The organism is Aeromonas mytilicola subsp. aquatica, from assembly GCF_044336385.1.
GTDB classification, from domain to species: Bacteria; Pseudomonadota; Gammaproteobacteria; order Enterobacterales; family Aeromonadaceae; genus Aeromonas; species Aeromonas rivipollensis.
On the sequence record NZ_CP172298.1, the window covers coordinates 3,237,091 to 3,252,905 of the forward strand.

The 15,815-nt window shown below is 62.4% G+C and carries 13 protein-coding genes and 1 pseudogene; 9 read left to right on the forward strand and 5 right to left on the reverse strand.

Annotation, left to right across the window (positions count from 1 at the left end; all coding sequences use genetic code 11):
• Positions 1–8 precede the first annotated feature (8 nt).
• The 3 genes from ACFWHB_RS14735 to ACFWHB_RS14745 are packed head-to-tail and all read left to right on the forward strand — an operon-like array spanning position 9 to position 2,300.
• Complete coding sequence (locus tag ACFWHB_RS14735; protein ID WP_168235492.1) at positions 9–599, forward strand: TetR/AcrR family transcriptional regulator; 591 nt, start codon at positions 9–11, stop codon at positions 597–599.
• Positions 589–1,098, forward strand: a complete 510-nt coding sequence (locus ACFWHB_RS14740; RefSeq protein WP_106887401.1) for an SCP2 sterol-binding domain-containing protein — start codon at positions 589–591, stop codon at positions 1,096–1,098. The genes ACFWHB_RS14735 and ACFWHB_RS14740 overlap by 11 nt, the downstream gene beginning before the upstream one ends.
• A gap of 17 nt (positions 1,099–1,115) precedes the next feature.
• On the forward strand, positions 1,116–2,300 hold the full coding sequence (locus ACFWHB_RS14745; protein ID WP_395948748.1) for an iron-containing alcohol dehydrogenase: 1,185 nt from the start codon (positions 1,116–1,118) through the stop codon (positions 2,298–2,300).
• A gap of 39 nt (positions 2,301–2,339) precedes the next feature.
• Here the strand turns inward: ACFWHB_RS14745 and cysM are convergent, their stop codons facing one another.
• Positions 2,340–3,242 (reverse strand): cysteine synthase CysM, encoded by a 903-nt coding sequence (cysM, locus tag ACFWHB_RS14750; RefSeq protein ID WP_395948749.1) that lies wholly within the window; start codon positions 3,240–3,242, stop codon positions 2,340–2,342.
• Positions 3,243–3,388: 146 nt separating this feature from the next.
• On the opposite strand from cysM, the gene ACFWHB_RS14755 reads away from it, so the two are divergent.
• From ACFWHB_RS14755 to ACFWHB_RS14780, 6 genes are all read left to right on the forward strand, one after another.
• Complete coding sequence (locus tag ACFWHB_RS14755) at positions 3,389–3,646, forward strand: GNAT family N-acetyltransferase (protein WP_289975633.1); 258 nt, start codon at positions 3,389–3,391, stop codon at positions 3,644–3,646.
• The gene (locus tag ACFWHB_RS14760; RefSeq protein WP_395948750.1) at positions 3,636–4,220 is read left to right on the forward strand and encodes a nucleotidyltransferase family protein; all 585 of its coding nucleotides are present in this window, start codon (positions 3,636–3,638) and stop codon (positions 4,218–4,220) included. The genes ACFWHB_RS14755 and ACFWHB_RS14760 overlap by 11 nt, the downstream gene beginning before the upstream one ends.
• A 70-nt stretch (positions 4,221–4,290) precedes the next feature.
• Entirely contained in the window at positions 4,291–6,114 is a 1,824-nt protein-coding gene (locus ACFWHB_RS14765; RefSeq protein ID WP_106887406.1) for a SulP family inorganic anion transporter, read from the forward strand.
• A 142-nt stretch (positions 6,115–6,256) separates the two neighbouring features.
• On the forward strand, positions 6,257–7,603 hold the full coding sequence (locus tag ACFWHB_RS14770) for an MATE family efflux transporter (protein ID WP_106887407.1): 1,347 nt from the start codon (positions 6,257–6,259) through the stop codon (positions 7,601–7,603).
• 11 nt (positions 7,604–7,614) lie between these two features.
• Positions 7,615–8,205 carry a hypothetical protein gene (locus tag ACFWHB_RS14775; RefSeq protein WP_042650206.1) on the forward strand — a complete coding sequence of 197 codons (591 nt, stop codon included), beginning with the start codon at positions 7,615–7,617 and terminating at the stop codon, positions 8,203–8,205.
• A gap of 286 nt (positions 8,206–8,491) precedes the next feature.
• On the forward strand, positions 8,492–8,707 hold the full coding sequence (locus ACFWHB_RS14780) for a YdcH family protein (protein ID WP_005313020.1): 216 nt from the start codon (positions 8,492–8,494) through the stop codon (positions 8,705–8,707).
• A 100-nt stretch (positions 8,708–8,807) separates the two neighbouring features.
• Here the strand turns inward: ACFWHB_RS14780 and ACFWHB_RS14785 are convergent.
• From ACFWHB_RS14785 to ACFWHB_RS14800, 4 genes and pseudogenes are all read right to left on the reverse strand, one after another.
• Positions 8,808–8,933 (reverse strand): annotated as a pseudogene (locus tag ACFWHB_RS14785) (SDR family NAD(P)-dependent oxidoreductase); the annotation flags it as partial.
• 247 nt (positions 8,934–9,180) lie between these two features.
• On the reverse strand, positions 9,181–9,987 hold the full coding sequence (locus ACFWHB_RS14790; protein WP_395948751.1) for a hypothetical protein: 807 nt from the start codon (positions 9,985–9,987) through the stop codon (positions 9,181–9,183).
• A gap of 338 nt (positions 9,988–10,325) precedes the next feature.
• On the reverse strand, positions 10,326–13,901 hold the full coding sequence (gene nifJ / locus ACFWHB_RS14795; protein ID WP_395948752.1) for a pyruvate:ferredoxin (flavodoxin) oxidoreductase: 3,576 nt from the start codon (positions 13,899–13,901) through the stop codon (positions 10,326–10,328).
• On the reverse strand, positions 13,898–15,544 hold the full coding sequence (locus ACFWHB_RS14800) for an NAD(P)-binding protein (protein ID WP_395948753.1): 1,647 nt from the start codon (positions 15,542–15,544) through the stop codon (positions 13,898–13,900). Before ACFWHB_RS14800 ends, nifJ begins: the two co-directional genes overlap by 4 nt.
• Positions 15,545–15,815 lie beyond the last annotated feature (271 nt).

Below are 15,815 nucleotides of genomic sequence, written 5' to 3' on the forward strand. Positions count from 1 at the left end.
GAGGCTGCATGAGCGAACCCATGACAGACAAACGCCGCCAGATCCTGGATGCCGCCCTCGCCCTCTGCGCCGAGGATGGTCTGCAGGGGGCCGCCACCGCCCGCATCGCCCGGGCGGCCGGGGTGGCCAACGGCACCCTGTTTCACCACTTTCCCAGCAAGGAGCTGTTGATCCAATGCCTCTATCAGGACGTCAAGCTGCGCCTTGGCGCCGCCATCAGCGAGGCGGATCCGGCCCTGCCCCTCAGGGAGCAGGCGCGCCACTACTGGCGCCAGGCGATGAGCTGGATGCAGGCCCATCCCCACGAACTCAAGTTCGTGCTGGGCTTCTTCCACTCCCCCTTGCTGGCCAGATCCCTGCGCAGCCAGATCCTGGGGGAGACACTGCGCTTCCTGCCGCGCCTGCTGAGCCAGGGCCAGGCCAGCGGTGAGCTGATGCAGGCGCCCGCCGTGCTGATGCTGGAGGTGTGCCAGAGCCAGTTTCTGGCCTGCGCCTCCCTCTTTGTGGACCAACCCGAACTCGGGGAGGATCCCCACTGGCAGGCCAGCGCCTTCGCCCTCTTCTGGTCCGCCATAGCAGGAGGCCCTCATGACGCTTGATCCCTTGCTCGCCACCGGCAGGCGCCTCTGGATAGGGAGCCTGCTCTGGGTCATCGGCCGTACCCTGTGCCGCGCCGCCCGGGTCGACGAGGCGGTGCGCCGGGAGCTGGCCCCCCTGCCGGAGGGGCTCTGCATCCGGCTGGAGGTTCACGGGCTGCCTCATGGTCTGACCCTGCACAAGAGGGCCGGGCGCTGGCGCTGCGGCCCCGCGCCCCGGGGGGCAACAAGCCCTCATCTGCTGCGCGTCTGCTTCAAGCACCCCGCCATCGCCTTTCGCGCCCTCAGCTTTCGCCTCGGCATCAATCAGGCCTTCTGCGAGAACCGGCTGCTGGTGGAGGGGGATATCACGGCCGCCATGCACCTGGTGCGGGCGCTGGAGCAGCTGCAAGCCCTGATCCTGCCCGCCTTCATCGCGCGGCCCCTGCTGCGCCACTACCCTAGCCCGCGCCACAAGCTGACACGAGCCTGCCACATCTACCTGGGTCTGCTGACCGGTTGAAGAGAAGGATGAACACCATGAGCCGTTATTACGATTTCTTCTGCCCGGTCAGGTTGATGGCGGGGGAGCAGGCGCTGGAGCAACTTCCGGACGAGCTGATGGCGCTGGGGGCGCGCCGTCCGCTGCTGCTCACCGACAAGGGGGTCGGCGGCAGCGGGCTCGCCACCCTGCTGGCCAATGTGCTGGCGGAGGGGGGCCTGCCGGTGGCCGCCATCTGGGACCAGATCCCCGCCGACTCCTCTACCGCCGTGGTGGAGCGCATCGCCACCCGCTGGCGGGAGCTCGGCTGTGACAGCCTGGTGGCCCTGGGGGGCGGCTCCGTCATAGATACCGCCAAGGCGGTCAACATCCTGGTCACCCTGGGCGGGGAGCGGCTGCTGGATCACGCGGGGGCAGGTTGCCTGACCCGGCCCCTCAAGCCGCTGGCGGTGGTGCCGACCACGGCGGGCACCGGCTCCGAGGTGACCCTGGTGGCGGTGATCCGGGACGAGGGGCGCGGGCGCAAGGTGCCCTTCACCTCCCCCTTCCTGCTGCCCCAGCTGGCGGTGCTGGACCCGCGCCTCACTCAGGGGCTGCCGCTGCCCATCACGGCCGCCACCGCCATGGACGCCATGACCCACGCCATCGAGGCCTTCATCGGCAACGGCAAGAACCCGGTCAGCGACGCCCTGGCCCTGATGGCGGTGGAGAAGATAGCCGATGCCCTGCCCAGGGTGCTGCTGGCTCCCGAGGACAAGGCCCTGCGGCTGCAACTGGCGGAGGGCTCCACCCTGGCGGGCATGGCCTTTTCCAACTCCATGGTGGGGCTGGTGCACGCCCTCGGCCACAGCCTGGGGGCCCGCTGCCACCTGCCCCACGGCCTGTGCATGAACCTCTTCCTGCCCACGGTGCTCGACTACAACAGGCCGCAGATAGACACCGAGCTGGCCCGCCTGCTGCTGCCGCTGGCGGGGCCGGAGCGCTTCGCGGCCACCCCACAGGCCCTGCGCCCCCAGGCGGCCCTGGATGCACTCTGCGCCCTGAGGGACAGTCTCTGGCAGGGGGTGGGGCTGCCGCGCACCCTGGCGGAAGCCGGGGTGACGGACAGAGCCGTGCTCAAGGATATCCGGGATCTTGCCATCAACGACGGTGCCCTGCTCTACAACCGCAAGGATGCGGACAGGGAACAGCTGCTGGCACTGCTGGAGCAGGTATGGGAATGACCCCAGGAGAAGGCCCGCAAGGGGCCGGGGGTCGCAGGATCAGATGGGGGGAGTGAAGACCCCGGTGGAGAGATAGCGATCCCCCCGATCGCAGATGATGGCCACCACCACCCCTTGGCTCAGCTCGGCCGCCACCCGCAGGGCGCCGGCCACGGCGCCCCCCGAGCTGACCCCGCAGCAGATCCCCTCTTCCCGCGCCAACCGGCGCATGGTGGCGAGCGCCTCCTCCTGGGTAACATCCAGCACCCGATCGACCCTTTGTGGCTCGAAGATGGCGGGCATATAGGCGGCGGGCCAGCGGCGAATGCCCGGGATCTGGCTCCCCTCTGCCGGTTGCAGGCCTATCACCTGCACCGCCGGGTTCTGCTCCTTGAGGTAGCGGGAGACCCCCATTATGGTGCCCGTGGTGCCCATGGCCGAGACGAAGTGAGTGATTGCCCCCTCGCTCTGGCGCCAGATCTCGGGACCGGTGGATAGGTAGTGGGCATCCGGGTTGGCCGGGTTGTTGAACTGATCGAGCACCAGCCCCTCGCCGCGCGCCTGCATGGCGAGGGCGAGGTCGCGTGCGGCTTCCATGCCCCCTTCCACCAGCACCAGCTCGGCGCCGTAGGCCTGCATGGCATCGCGCCGCTCCTGGCTCATGTTGCTCGGCATGATGAGGCGCATCCTGTACCCCCGGGCCGCCGCCACCATGGCCAGCGCTATGCCGGTATTGCCGGAGGTGGCCTCGATAAGCCGCGCGCCTGGCTCTAAGTGACCACTCGCCTCCGCCGCCCGGATGAGGTTCAGGGCCGGCCTGTCCTTGACCGAGCCGGCGGGGTTGTTGCCCTCCAGCTTCACCAGCAGGGTCACATCGGGATAGGGGTTGATGCGGCGCAGGCGCAGCAACGGGGTATTGCCAATCAGATCTTCCAGGGTGGCGAAGGCCATAACGGGATCCATCCTCTGCTAACTGTTCTATACCTTGCCTGACGAGCCGCTCGCAGGCCGGTCAGTGTAAGCGAGCCTCCTCGGCCCGCAAAGAGCACGGTTGGCAAAGTCCGGCCAGCATGCTCTGATACCCCTTCCCCACCCTTTGAGGAGCCTCCATGAGCGACATTCTTCATCAGGCCGACCAGCAGCAGTTCATCTGCGTGGTGGACGGCAAGACCTCTCGCCTCAGCTACCGCTGGCTGGATGCGGGCACTGTCGATGCCTGCAGCACCCAGGTGCCGTCCGAGCTGAGGGGACAGGGCATTGCCGACAAACTGGCGCGCAGCTTCTACGACTGGGCCCAGGCAGAGGGGCTCACCATAGTGCCGAGCTGTAGCTACATAGACGTCTGGCTGCGCCGTCATGGGGGCTGAGACACAAGCGACCCGGGAGGCACAGCTGCAAGCCCACACCGAGGCCCTGCTGCGGGCCGATCCCCTGCGAATGGCCTGCCTCTGGGCGGCGCGGGAGCTGGCCCTGCCGGACTGGGCGCTGGGGGCGGGCTTTGTGCGCAACCTCATCTGGGATCACCTGCACCAGAAAGCCGAGCCGACTCCCCTCAACGACATAGATCTTATCTATCTGGATCCCAGCGACCCGGAAGGTGCGGGCGAACGGGAGTACGAAGCCTGGCTCAGAATTCGCTTGCCTGATCAACGCTGGGAGGTGCGCAACCAGGCGCGCATGCATGTGCGCCAGCAAGTGCCCCCCTTCGCCAGCTCGCTGGCGGCATTGAGCCATTGGGTGGAAGTGCCCACCTGCATCGGGGTCAGGCTGCTGGCCAACGATGAGTTCGAGTGGCTGGCGCCCCATGGCTTTGGCCACAACTGGTCGCTGCAGGTGAGTGCCAATCCGCGCTGCCGGCAGGAGAGCCGGATCTTCATCGACAGGATCAGGGACAAACAGTGGCAGCGCATCTGGCCTGATCTGGTGGTGAACTGGCCATAACCGGATTGCAATGGGCCGACAACCTTGGGCACACTAAGAAAAAGCTGTTTATAACTCAATGGGTTAAATAATGCGCGACTTCTTCTCTCTCGAACGCTGGCTGCCGGGCCTCGCCGCCCTGCTGCAATATCAGCGGGCCTGGCTGATGCCGGATCTTCGCGCTGGCCTCTCGGTGGCGGCTGTGGCCTTGCCCGTGGCCATCGCCTATGCGGAGCTCGCCGGGGTGGGCGCCATCGTCGGCCTCTACTCCTGCATACTGCCCATGGTGGTCTACGCCCTCTTTGGCACCTCCCGCCAGCTCATCGTCGGCCCGGATGCCGCCACCTGCGCCGTCATTGCCGCCGTGGTGACACCGCTCGCCGCCGGGGACCCCACCCGCCAGTGGCAACTGGTGATGACCATGACCGCCATGACTGGCTTCTGGTGCCTGATCGCCAGCCGCTTCAAGCTGGGGGTACTGGCGGACTTTCTCTCCCGCCCCATACTGATGGGCCTGCTCAATGGTGTGGCCATCACCATAATGGTGAGTCAGCTCTCCAAGATCTTCGGCTTCACCTTCAGCGAGCGCTATCTCATCGAGCGGATCTTGAATGGCACCGACTACCTTACCCAGACCCATCTGCCGACCCTGGCCATGAGTCTGACCGCCCTGCTCACCCTGCTGCTGGCCAAGCGCTACAGACCATCCTGGCCCTCCTCCATGGTGGCCATGGTGGTGACGGCGGCCCTGGTGTGGGCCCTCAATCTCGGTCAGTTCGATATCGCCACCCTGGGGGCCGTGGGCTCTGGCCTGCCCGCCTTCCAGATGCCGGAGTTCCCCCCCGGCCTGATGCGGGAACTGGTGCTGCCGGCGCTCAACCTCGCCATGGTGAGCTTCGTCTCCATGATGCTCACCGCCCGCAGCTTCGCCGCCAAGAACGGCTACGAAATCGATGCAGACAAGGAGTTTCGGGCCCTTGGCATGGCAAACCTGGCCTCTGCTGTCTCCCAGGGCTTTGCCATCAGCGGCGCGGATTCACGCACCGCAGTCAACGACGCCAACGGCGGCAAGAGCCAGCTGGTCTCCATCATAGCCGCGGCTGTGATCGCCCTCATCACCTTCTACCTGACGGCGCCGCTGCAATTCATTCCCACCGCCGCCCTCGGGGTGGTGCTGGTGATGGCCTCCCTGTCACTCACCGATTTTCGCGGCCTCTGGGCCCTGCGCGACTCGGACCGCGCCGCCTTCTGGCTGGCGCTCATCACCTTTATCAGCGTGCTCACTATGGGGGTGATCCCGGGGATCACCCTCGCCGTCTTGCTAGGGCTGTTCCAGTTCCTGCGCAACGTGATGCGCCCCACCGATCAATTGCTCGGCATGGACGATGAAGGGGTGGTGCGCACCCTGGGGGACAACGAGCAGGCCAAGGCGATTCCCGGCATCCTGGTCTATCGCTTCAACTCGCCGCTCACCTACTTCAACGCCCCCTACTTCAAGCGGCGGGTGCTGGCGCTGCTGGTGCAGGATCCCCACAATCCCAAGTGCCTCATCGTGGATGCGGTGGCCTGCTTCACTCACCAGGACATCAGCGTGATGAGCATGGTGGGAGAGCTGCACAAGGAGCTCAGGCGCCGCGGCATCCACATGGTGATGGCCGGTCGCCACGGCCAGATGACCCAGTGGCTCAAGCAGGCGGGGATCCGGATCGGGGACGAGGGGGTCATTCTCAGTCCCGACATGTATCAGGCCCTGCGCCTGACCCGCTGCTACCGGGAGCCTGTGTTCAAGGATGACGAGGTGGTGGAGAGCACCACTGATACCCTGCTCTCCCGCTGGCCCCAGGATGAGACGCTACCGGACTCGGCGCGCCTCACCCGGCCCTGCGAGCAGGAAGCGGGCGCCACCCCGGTCTGACGGCGGCGCGCCACCAGACTGCGAGAGGGTGCCGGGCCAGCACCCTCTTTGCTCAGGGCAGGATTGCACCCCGCACCCGCTTGGTGTTAAATGCCCGTCCAGATGGCGCTGACGAGGGCCATCCCCAGTATTTGGACATCCCATGCAGACTCAATCCCACGCGGGCCCGGGCACCCTCTTCGCCCTGACCTGGCCACTGTTCATCGATCTCGCCCTGCACTTCCTGACCGGGGCCCTCAACACCTTCATGGTGGGCCACGTCTCCTATCAGGGGGTGGCGGCACTGGCAGTCGGCAACCAGGTGTTCGATCTCGCCATCACATTGTTCAGCTTCGTCAGCATAGGCACCAGCGTGGTGATCACCCAGTACCTGGGGGCGGGGGATAGAGAGAAGGCGCGCGTGGTCATCCACACCGCCATCGGCTTCAACCTGCTGGTGGGGCTGGTGGCCGCGGTCGGGGTCATGGCCGGTGCCAGCACCATGCTGGCGCTGATGAACCTGCCCGCCCACCTGATGGGGGATGCCACCCTTTATCTGCAGATCATCGGCCTCTGCCTGCTACCGGAGGCGGCGGCGCTCTGCCTGGCCGCCACCCTGCGCGCCCATGGCCACACCCGTCAGGCCATGTACGTGACCCTGATCGTCAACCTCATCACCTTCGTCGGCAACCTGCTGCTGCTCTACGGCTGGTTCGGCCTGCCCCAGCTCGGGGTCGCTGGGGTCGCCATCAGCACTGTGGTGGGGCGCATCGTCGGCGTGGTGCTGCTGGTGTGGCTGGTGGCGCGCAAGACCGGCATACGGCTGCGGCTGCCGGAGATCCTTCGGCCAAGCAAGGTCATGCTAGACAAGGTGCTGCACATAGGCCTGCCGGCGGCGGGGGAAAACCTCTCCTGGATGCTGCAGTTCATGGTGGTGACGGCCTTCGTCGGCCTGCTCGGCGACAAGGCACTGGCGACCCAGTCCTACTTCTTCCAGATCTGCCTGTTCATCCTGCTGTTCGGCCTCTCCATCGGCCTTGGCAACGAGATCATCATCGGCCATCTGGCGGGGGCCCGTCGCTTCGAGCAGGCCTATCGCCAGCTCATCAAGAGCCTCAAGCTCGGCCTCATCGTCACCAGCCTGATTGCCATAGCCGCGGCCCTGAACGGACGCGCCATCATCAGCCTGTTCACCGACGATGCAGACATCATCACCCAGGTGGCGCAGCTGTTCCTCATCAGCCTCATCCTCGAACCCGGCCGCACCTTCAACCTGGTGGTGATCAACGCCCTGCGTGCCACCGGGGATGCCCGTTTCCCGCTCTACATGGCGCTCGTCTCCATGTGGGGCATTGCCGTTCCCCTGGCCTATTTCCTTGGTATCATGCAGGGCTATGGCCTGGTAGGCATCTGGTTGGCGCTGGCCTGCGACGAGTGGGTTCGCGGTCTGGCCATGTTCTGGCGCTGGCGCAGTCGTCGCTGGCAAAACAAAATTCTTGTCGAAACATAAGCGGAATCACAATGAAGAAAATCGGACTCTTGTTGGCGGCCATCCTGCTCAGCCCGCTCGCCATGGCACAAACCGCCCCGGCGGCCCCCAAGGCGCAAGCCCCCCAGACCTGGTACGTGGCCCCCATCGTCATCGACCAGACCAGCGAGGCGCAGAAGGCCCTGACCAAGGACTTCATGGCCCAGATGATCAAGACCATCAAGATCAACGAGTACCAGACCGGCAAGGCGGTGGGCAAGCACAAGGATCCCAAGTGGCTGATCCGCACCAAGCTGGTGCCCGCAAGCACCGAACCCCTGGTGGGCAAGAAACACCCCCAGGGCCTCACCTACGGCAAGGGCATCCCCACCCAGGAGATAGTCGGCGAGCTCATCATGAACGGCACCCTGGTGGCCCATGTGGGCCAGGGCTGGCGTGAGCCCATAGTGCCGGGCACCCCGGTGGCCGAGAAGATCACCATAGCCAACTACCAGTACGCCATCGGCAACGAGGCCAAGTCCCCGGATCTGGAAGAATTGGCGGCCCAGATAGGCTTCGAAGTGGGCAAGGTGATAGCCCGCGGCGGTCAGCCCCTGCCCGAGAAGAAAAAGAAAAAAGAGTAAAGACGGCACTGCTTTTGAAGAAGGGGCCTTGCGCCCCTTCTTGCTGCCCGCCTGGCGCGCGCCTGTCGTCATCAAAGGGTCACAACTGTGAACAAGCTCCCAGTTCCCTCCTCTCTGCCCTCCTCATAAATCACTTATCTGCTTGTGATTCAATCAGTTAAAAATCATCCGCCAGATGCAGCAAATCCGTTGCCCCAAATTGGATCGGGATCACATTTATCTCCCGGGGGAAGGGGTAGTTTGAAGGTCAAGGCACAATCAAACGACACCAAGGAGGCTTCATTACATGTTCCCTGAGTACAGAGATCTCATCTCGAAACTGAAGAGCAGTGATGTCCATTTCCAAAAGAAGTTTGACTTGCACAACGACCTGGATGCGGAGATCAGGAAGCTGGAAAAACATCACGCCAGCGATTACAGCTCCGAGGTGAAGGATCTGAAAAAACAGAAACTTAAACTGAAAGAGGAGATATACGACATCCTCAAACAACATCCACACTAGACGCCTCGACGAATACCCGGATAAGCAACTTATCCCCCAGCCCGGCTTAAAGCCGGGCTTTTTGTTGGCCACTCACGACAACGCTGAGCAGGCCATATCAGGCGGCCTTGTCGGCGTTGCTGACCGCTACCAGCTTGCCTGCCGCCAGCAGGGCCCGCGCCAGTGGCAGCCCGAGCCAGCCCGCCCCCAGAATACCGATCGTCCCGGCTATATATTGTTCTGTCATCGTCCCCTTCTCCTGCTTGATGCTATTTGCCCCGCAGCTTACCTGCCGTTACATAAAAAGAAAAACACAATAGGTACGAAATACTGACAGAATATGTGGCACCTATGAGAATGAAACTGCAATGTAAAAACACATAACGTAAAATTAAGTAGAACTGACAAAATATATATTTACAGTTCTATCATTCCATCATAACCACTTAACAATAAAAACTGCTAAGTTATCCAAGTACGATTGTGATGTTTTGTCATAATGATTTAAGCTTTTTTCTAACCACTTTTAATTCATTGTTTGCAATTTCCAACCAAGATGGTGAAGATATGGCTGAATTTTGATAGATATAGTTTAAGTATTTTAAAACCTGCTCCGGCCCATTTAAAGCACTAATCTTGTATAGTTTTACGGCATAACTAACCCTATCTAACTCCATATTATTTATGGACAAGCTAGATTGCATATGCATTACAATATTTCTCTCATCTACAATATCGGCAACAGCATTTCTTAAAGTGCTATGAGTTTTAAGAGGCTGGACATTGAAGATTTGTGGAGCAAGTTGGAAAATCTTTGGCCTAATAGGTATTGAAGGATCTGATGCAATTTTGTCAGCTGCAATAATTCTATCCGGCTTGCCAGGTCGCTCTAGTTTCAGTTGTGAAACCTTGCCATTTTCTGTTCCGTATAAAATAAATGACTTGTTAACCCATGATTCTATAGCGCCGATGGAAAATGTGATAGCAGCCATTGCTTGCTGACACATTGCGAAAAATAATTTCATATTTTCTCCCGAAGAATCTACTTCAGGAATTTTGTCAAAAATTGATTCTTGTACTTTAATACTTTTCTTTAATATTTCTGCTTTTACAGCCGCATCAAGAGAATTGAAAAACATAAGAGCTTCAAACTCTGGAGGTGGAACTCGCATATTGTAGCCATTAAAGCAACCTTGAGAAGATAGAATTGTAATCTTACTTCCCCCTTCAGCCAACTGCCCATTGGGTAATATCACGTCATGTGCCAATGATATATTCTTATCTTCTAATAGATGCTCCATTTTTACCTTACGTGATAATGTTAAGTCTTTCCGATTTTAAGTTAAAAAAGCAATTGTTCCTACACTAGACAAAACAAAGCATCTAAATTATGAAGTTCCATATCTGAAATCCTTGTCGGATTATTTAATAAACTTAAGAAATTAATGTAATGGTCTGTTTTCCTGCATATATCCTGCCCAGCTTCCTCTAACATATCAACACATCATTTTGATTTTCAGGGTATCACTACTACAACGCCTGTAGTTGCTATCAGATAGTGAGAAGAGACATCCAATAGTCTCCCGATACAAAAAAGCGGGCCAATGGCCCGCTTGGTTATATTTCACTCATCCAATCCTCACACCGGCGGATGGAAATGACTGGCCTCGCGGGTGGCCATCTCCTCGTAGGTGGCCCACCTCTGCCAGACCACCTGCTGCGCCACCTGCATCAGCCGCTCGGCCTCTTCAGGATGACTCTGGGCCAGCGCCTGGTAGCGGTTCTCCTCCGCCCTGTACTCGGCGAGGGGAATGGAGGGGCGCAGGCTGTCGAGGCTGAAGGGGTTCTGCCCCAAACTGCGCAATACAGGGTTGTAGCGCATCAGAGGCCAATGGCCCGAATCCACCGCCCGCTTCTGTTGGGCCAACCCCAACTCCATGTCGATGCCGTGGGCGATGCAGTGGCTGTAGGCGATGATCAGCGACGGGCCCGGATAGGCTTCGGCTTCGCGCAAGACCTGCAGTGCCTGCTGCGGGTTGGCACCAAAGGCGATGCGGGCCACATAGACGTTGCCGTAGGAGATGGCCTGCAACGCCACATCCTTCTTGGCGAGCGCCTTGCCCCCCGCCGCGAACTTGGCGACGGCACCGAGCGGCGTCGATTTCGACATCTGGCCGCCGGTGTTGGAGTAGACCTCGGTATCCATCACCAGCACGTTCACGTCGCGCCCGGAGGCGAGCACATGATCGAGCCCCGCCGAGCCAATGTCATAAGCCCAGCCATCGCCGCCGATGATCCAGACCGAGCGGCGAACCAGCTGATCAATCAAGGAGAGCAGCTCGCGGGCCTTGCCGGATTTCACCTCCTCCAGCCGCTCCCGCACTTGCGCGACCCGGGTACGCTGGGCGCGGATCTCTGACTCCAGCCGCTGCGGAGCGTTGATAAGCGACTCGACCAACGCTTCCCCCAGCTCCCCCTTCATCGCTTCGAGGGCCGCCACCGCCTGACCGTGATGCTGATCGGCGGTGAGACGAAAACCAAAGCCAAACTCGGCGTTGTCCTCAAACAGGGAGTTCGACCAGGCCGGCCCCTTCCCTTCCCCGTTCTTGGCCCACGGGGTGGTCGGCAGATTGCCGCCATAGATGGAGGAGCAACCGGTGGCGTTGGCCACCAGCATGCGATCGCCAAACAGCTGGGTCAGCAGTTTGAGATAGGGGGTCTCGCCACAACCGGCGCAAGCGCCGGAGAACTCGAACAGGGGTTCGAGGAACTGGGCACCGCGCACGGTGGAGAAATCCACCCGCTCGCGGGCAGGCCAGGGCAGGCTCTCGAACCAGCGCAGCGCCTGTTTCTGGCCAGCGAGGTGCGGCGCTTTGTCCATCATGGTGATGGCGCGGCCGCCCTCGTGTTCCTCATCAGCCCCGACCCGCACCGGACAGGCCTGCACGCACTGGCCGCAACCGGTGCAATCCTCCGGATAGAGCTGCAGGGTGTAGCGGCTGTCGGGGAAACCCCTGGCGGTGACCGGCACCGACTGGGCTGCCTCGGGGGCATTTGCCAGCCAGTCCTGATGGTAGAACTTGGCTCGCAGCGCCGCGTGGGGGCAGACAAAGACGCAGTTGCCGCACTGGATGCAGATATCGGAGTGCCAGGCTGGGATCTCGCGGGCGATATCCCGCTTCTCGAAGCGGCTGGTGGCTGTGGGGTAAGTGCCGTCCACCGGCAGCATGGAGACGGGGATGAGATCGCCGCGCCCCGCCAGCATCGGGCCTGTGACCCGCTGGACAAACTCGCTGCCGCCCGGCGCCAGCGGCAGCGGATAGTCGCTGATCTGTTCATCACCGGCTGGAATGGCTACCTGATGGAGGTGAGCCAAAGTGTCGTCCACCGCCGCGAAGTTGCGCTCGACCACCTCTGGCCCCTTGCGGGCATAGCTCTTCTCTATGCTCTCCTTGATAAGCGCAATGGCCTCGTCCCGCGGCAAGACCCCGGCCAGCGCGAAGAAGCAGGTCTGCATTATGGTGTTGATACGATTGCCCATGCCGTTTTGCTCGGCCACCCGATCCCCATCGATGCAGTAGAGCTGGATATTGAGGGCGCGGATACGGGCGCGCAGCCGCTCGGGCAGGCGGGCCCAGACTTGACTTGCCTCATAGGGAGCATTGAGCAGCAGGGTCGCCCCCTCGGCGGCGTGCTCCAGCAGGTCCACCGATTCGACAAAACCCCACTGGTGGCAGCCGATAAAGCTCGCTTGCTCGATAAGCCAGGGCGCGTCTATGGGCTCGGGGCCAAAGCGCAGGTGGGAGACGGTGCGCGAGCCCGACTTCTTGGAGTCGTAGACGAAATAGCCCTGGGCGTGGAAGCCCTCCAGCTCGCCGATGATCTTGATGCTGTTCTTGTTGGCGCCGACCGTACCATCGGCACCCAGGCCAAAGAAGAGTGCCCGCACCCGGCTGGCGGGCTCCAGATCGCCGATGGGGTGCCAGGCCAGACTCAGGCCCGAGACGTCATCGACAATCCCCACGGTAAAGCGCGGGCGCGGCGCATCGGATGCCAGCTCCTCGAACACAGCCGCGCACATGGCCGGGGTGAACTCTTTGGAAGAGAGACCATAGCGACCGCCGCTCAGCCAGGGCAGCCGCTTGATAAGGCCGCGCTGCAAACCGTCGATCAGCGCGCTCTGCACATCCAGCAGCAGCGGCTCGCCGCCCGCGCCCGGCTCCTTGGTGCGATCCAGCACGGCGATGCGACGCACACTCCTGGGCAGGGCATCGAGCAGCGCCTGCACCGGGAAGGGACGATAGAGGCGAATGACCAGGACCCCGGTCTTGCGATCCTGCCGGTTGAGCCAATCCACAGTCGTGCGGGCAGTGGCCGCCCCCGAGCCCATCAGCACTATGACGTCGGTGGCATCGGTTGCGCCGTGGTACTCCACCAGCCGGTAGTGGCGGCCGGTGAGGGATCCCAGCTTGTCCATGCACTGCTGCACCCGGGCCGGCACCGCCTCGTAGAAGGGGTTGACGCTCTCGCGGGACTGGAAATAGGTATCCGGGTTCTGGGCGGTGCCGCGCATCACGGGGTGATCCGGGTTTAGGGCCCGGGCGCGGTGAGCGCGCACCCAGTCGTTGTCGATGAGGGCCCGGATCTCGTCCCTATGCAGGGCGGTGATCTTGTTCACCTCGTGGGAGGTGCGAAAACCGTCGAAGAAGTGGATGAAGGGCACCCGGCACTGCAGGGTGACGCTGTGGGCGACCAAGGCCAGGTCCTGCGCCTCCTGCACCGAGCCGGAGGCGAGCATGGCAAAGCCGGTGCTGCGCGCCGCCATCACATCCTGGTGATCGCCAAAAATCGAGAGCCCCTGGGCCGCCAATGAACGGGCCGCCACATGGAACACGGCAGCGGTCAATTCACCGGCGATCTTGTACATGTTGGGCAGCATCAACATCAGCCCCTGACTGGCGGTGAAGGTGGTGGCGAGCGCCCCCGCCTGCAGGGCGCCGTGCACAGTACCAGCCGCCCCCCCTTCACTCTGCATCTCCACCACTGTGGGGATGTTGCCCCAGAGGTTAGTCTGCCCCTCGTCCGCCCAGGCGTCAGCCAGCTCGGCCATGGTCGAGCTCGGGGTGATGGGGTAGATGGCACAGACTTCGCTCAGCTGGTACGCCACCCGGGCCGCGGCTTCATTGCCATCGACCATGATCAGTTCATGTTTCATTGGGACTCCTCCGGTTGGCGCAGCAGGATAGCGTGACAAGGGCACTGGTCATGGCAGGCACCGCAGCCAGTGCAGCGCGCCGCATCCACCTGATAGCCCTTGCCCGGCCCCAGCTTCTCGATGGCCTGCTCGGGGCAGCTGCCATAGCAGCCGTCGCACTCGAAGCAGTTGCCGCAGGAGTAGCAGCGCGCCGCCTCGTAGCGGGCCGCCGTCTCGTCAAGGCCACCTATGATCTCGCCAAAGTCGTCCCGTGCCCACGCCGGTTTGACCGGCTGGCTGCTGGCGGGTGCCTGGGTCTGGAACCAGAGTTGCAACTGCTCCGGCCCCACCAGCGGGAATGAAAGCGGTTTGTGGTAGTGACGGCCGCGCAGCCAGGCATCCATGTGGCGCGCCGCCTTCTTGCCGTGGCCGGTGGCTATGGTGACGGTGCGCTCGGAGGGCACCATGTCGCCACCTGCAAAGAGACCCGGCACATCCGTCATCAGGTTCTCGGCAACCTGCACCACTCCCTCCTTGTTGATCCGCACGCCGGGAATGCTCTCCAGCACGCTCAAGTCCACCTCCTGACCGAGCGCCAGAATCAGGGAGTCCGCCTCCAGGGTTTCGAACTGGCCGGTGGGCACCGGCCTGCCCTGCTCATCCAGCGCCATCACCTCCACCTCGATATGGGTGTTGTCGAGCTGGCGGATGCTGCGCAGCCAGTTGATCTTGATCCCCTCCTCCTCGGCCTCAAGGGCTTCGAAGGCGTGGGCCGGCATATGATCCCGGTCGCGGCGGTAGATGATCATCGCCTCTTCAACCCCGAGTCGGCGGGCGGTGCGGGCTGCGTCCATGGCGGTGTTGCCGCCACCGTAGATGGCCACTCGCCGTCCCAGTTTTGGCGGTGGCAGCCCCTGCTCTTCGGCCAGACTGGCCTGCTCAAGGAAACTCACCGCATCGAGGATCTTGCCCGCCTCCCGGGCCGGAATATCGACCCGCTTGGCCAGATGGGCGCCTATGGCCATAAAGACGGCATCAAAGCCCCCCTGGTCGCGCTCGCGCAGCACATCCGCCACCTTGTGGTTGAGGGTGAGGGTCACACCAGCGGCCAGGATGCGGGCCACCTCCCTGTCCAGCACATCGCGGGGCAAGCGGTAAGCGGGAATACCAAAGCGCAGCATGCCGCCCGCCAGCGGCCCCGCTTCGCGGATCTCTACCCGATGGCCGAGCCGGTTGAGGTGCCAGGCGCAGGAGAGGCCTGAGGGCCCGGCGCCTATCACCAGCACCTTCTTGCCGCTGGCGGGAGCAGGCGGCACAGGCAGCCAGCCCCGGGCCAGCGCCTCGTCGCCGAGGAAACGCTCGATGGCGTGGATGGAGACGGCATCATCCACCTGGGCGCGGTTGCAGGCACTCTCGCAGGGGTGATAGCAGACCCGGCCATGGACGGCGGGCAAGGGGTTCTCTTCGACAAGCGTCTGCCAGGCCGCCTCGAAGCGGCCCGCTTCGGCGAGGGCAAGCCAGGCCTGGATATTCTCACCAGCCGGGCAGGCGTGATTGCAGGGTGGCAGGGCCGGCTGCCAGACGGGCAGCCGGGTGCGGACCGGGCCCGTCCCCGTTTTCTGGGAGAGATCCGGCTGTGGGGTCATATCCAGTTGTTTGCTCATACATTGCTTTCTTCTTTGTTGGGTAACAGGCCCGCTCCGAATGCACTTGATACCGTGTAGCCTGGGCAGACGGTGGCCGGAGAGGGAAGAAGCGAAAGCGTCAGAAACTGGAAGCTGGCTCGATGATGGGCCGTTTTTTGTACGCACCTGGGGATCAGGATCAATAAATGTTGCACTTTATGAGGAGTTTCCCCCGGGATCCGACCCCGATCACATGGCGCCGGTGGCTGGCACCGCCTCTCTTGCCCCCCATGATGGGGGGCAAGAGAGG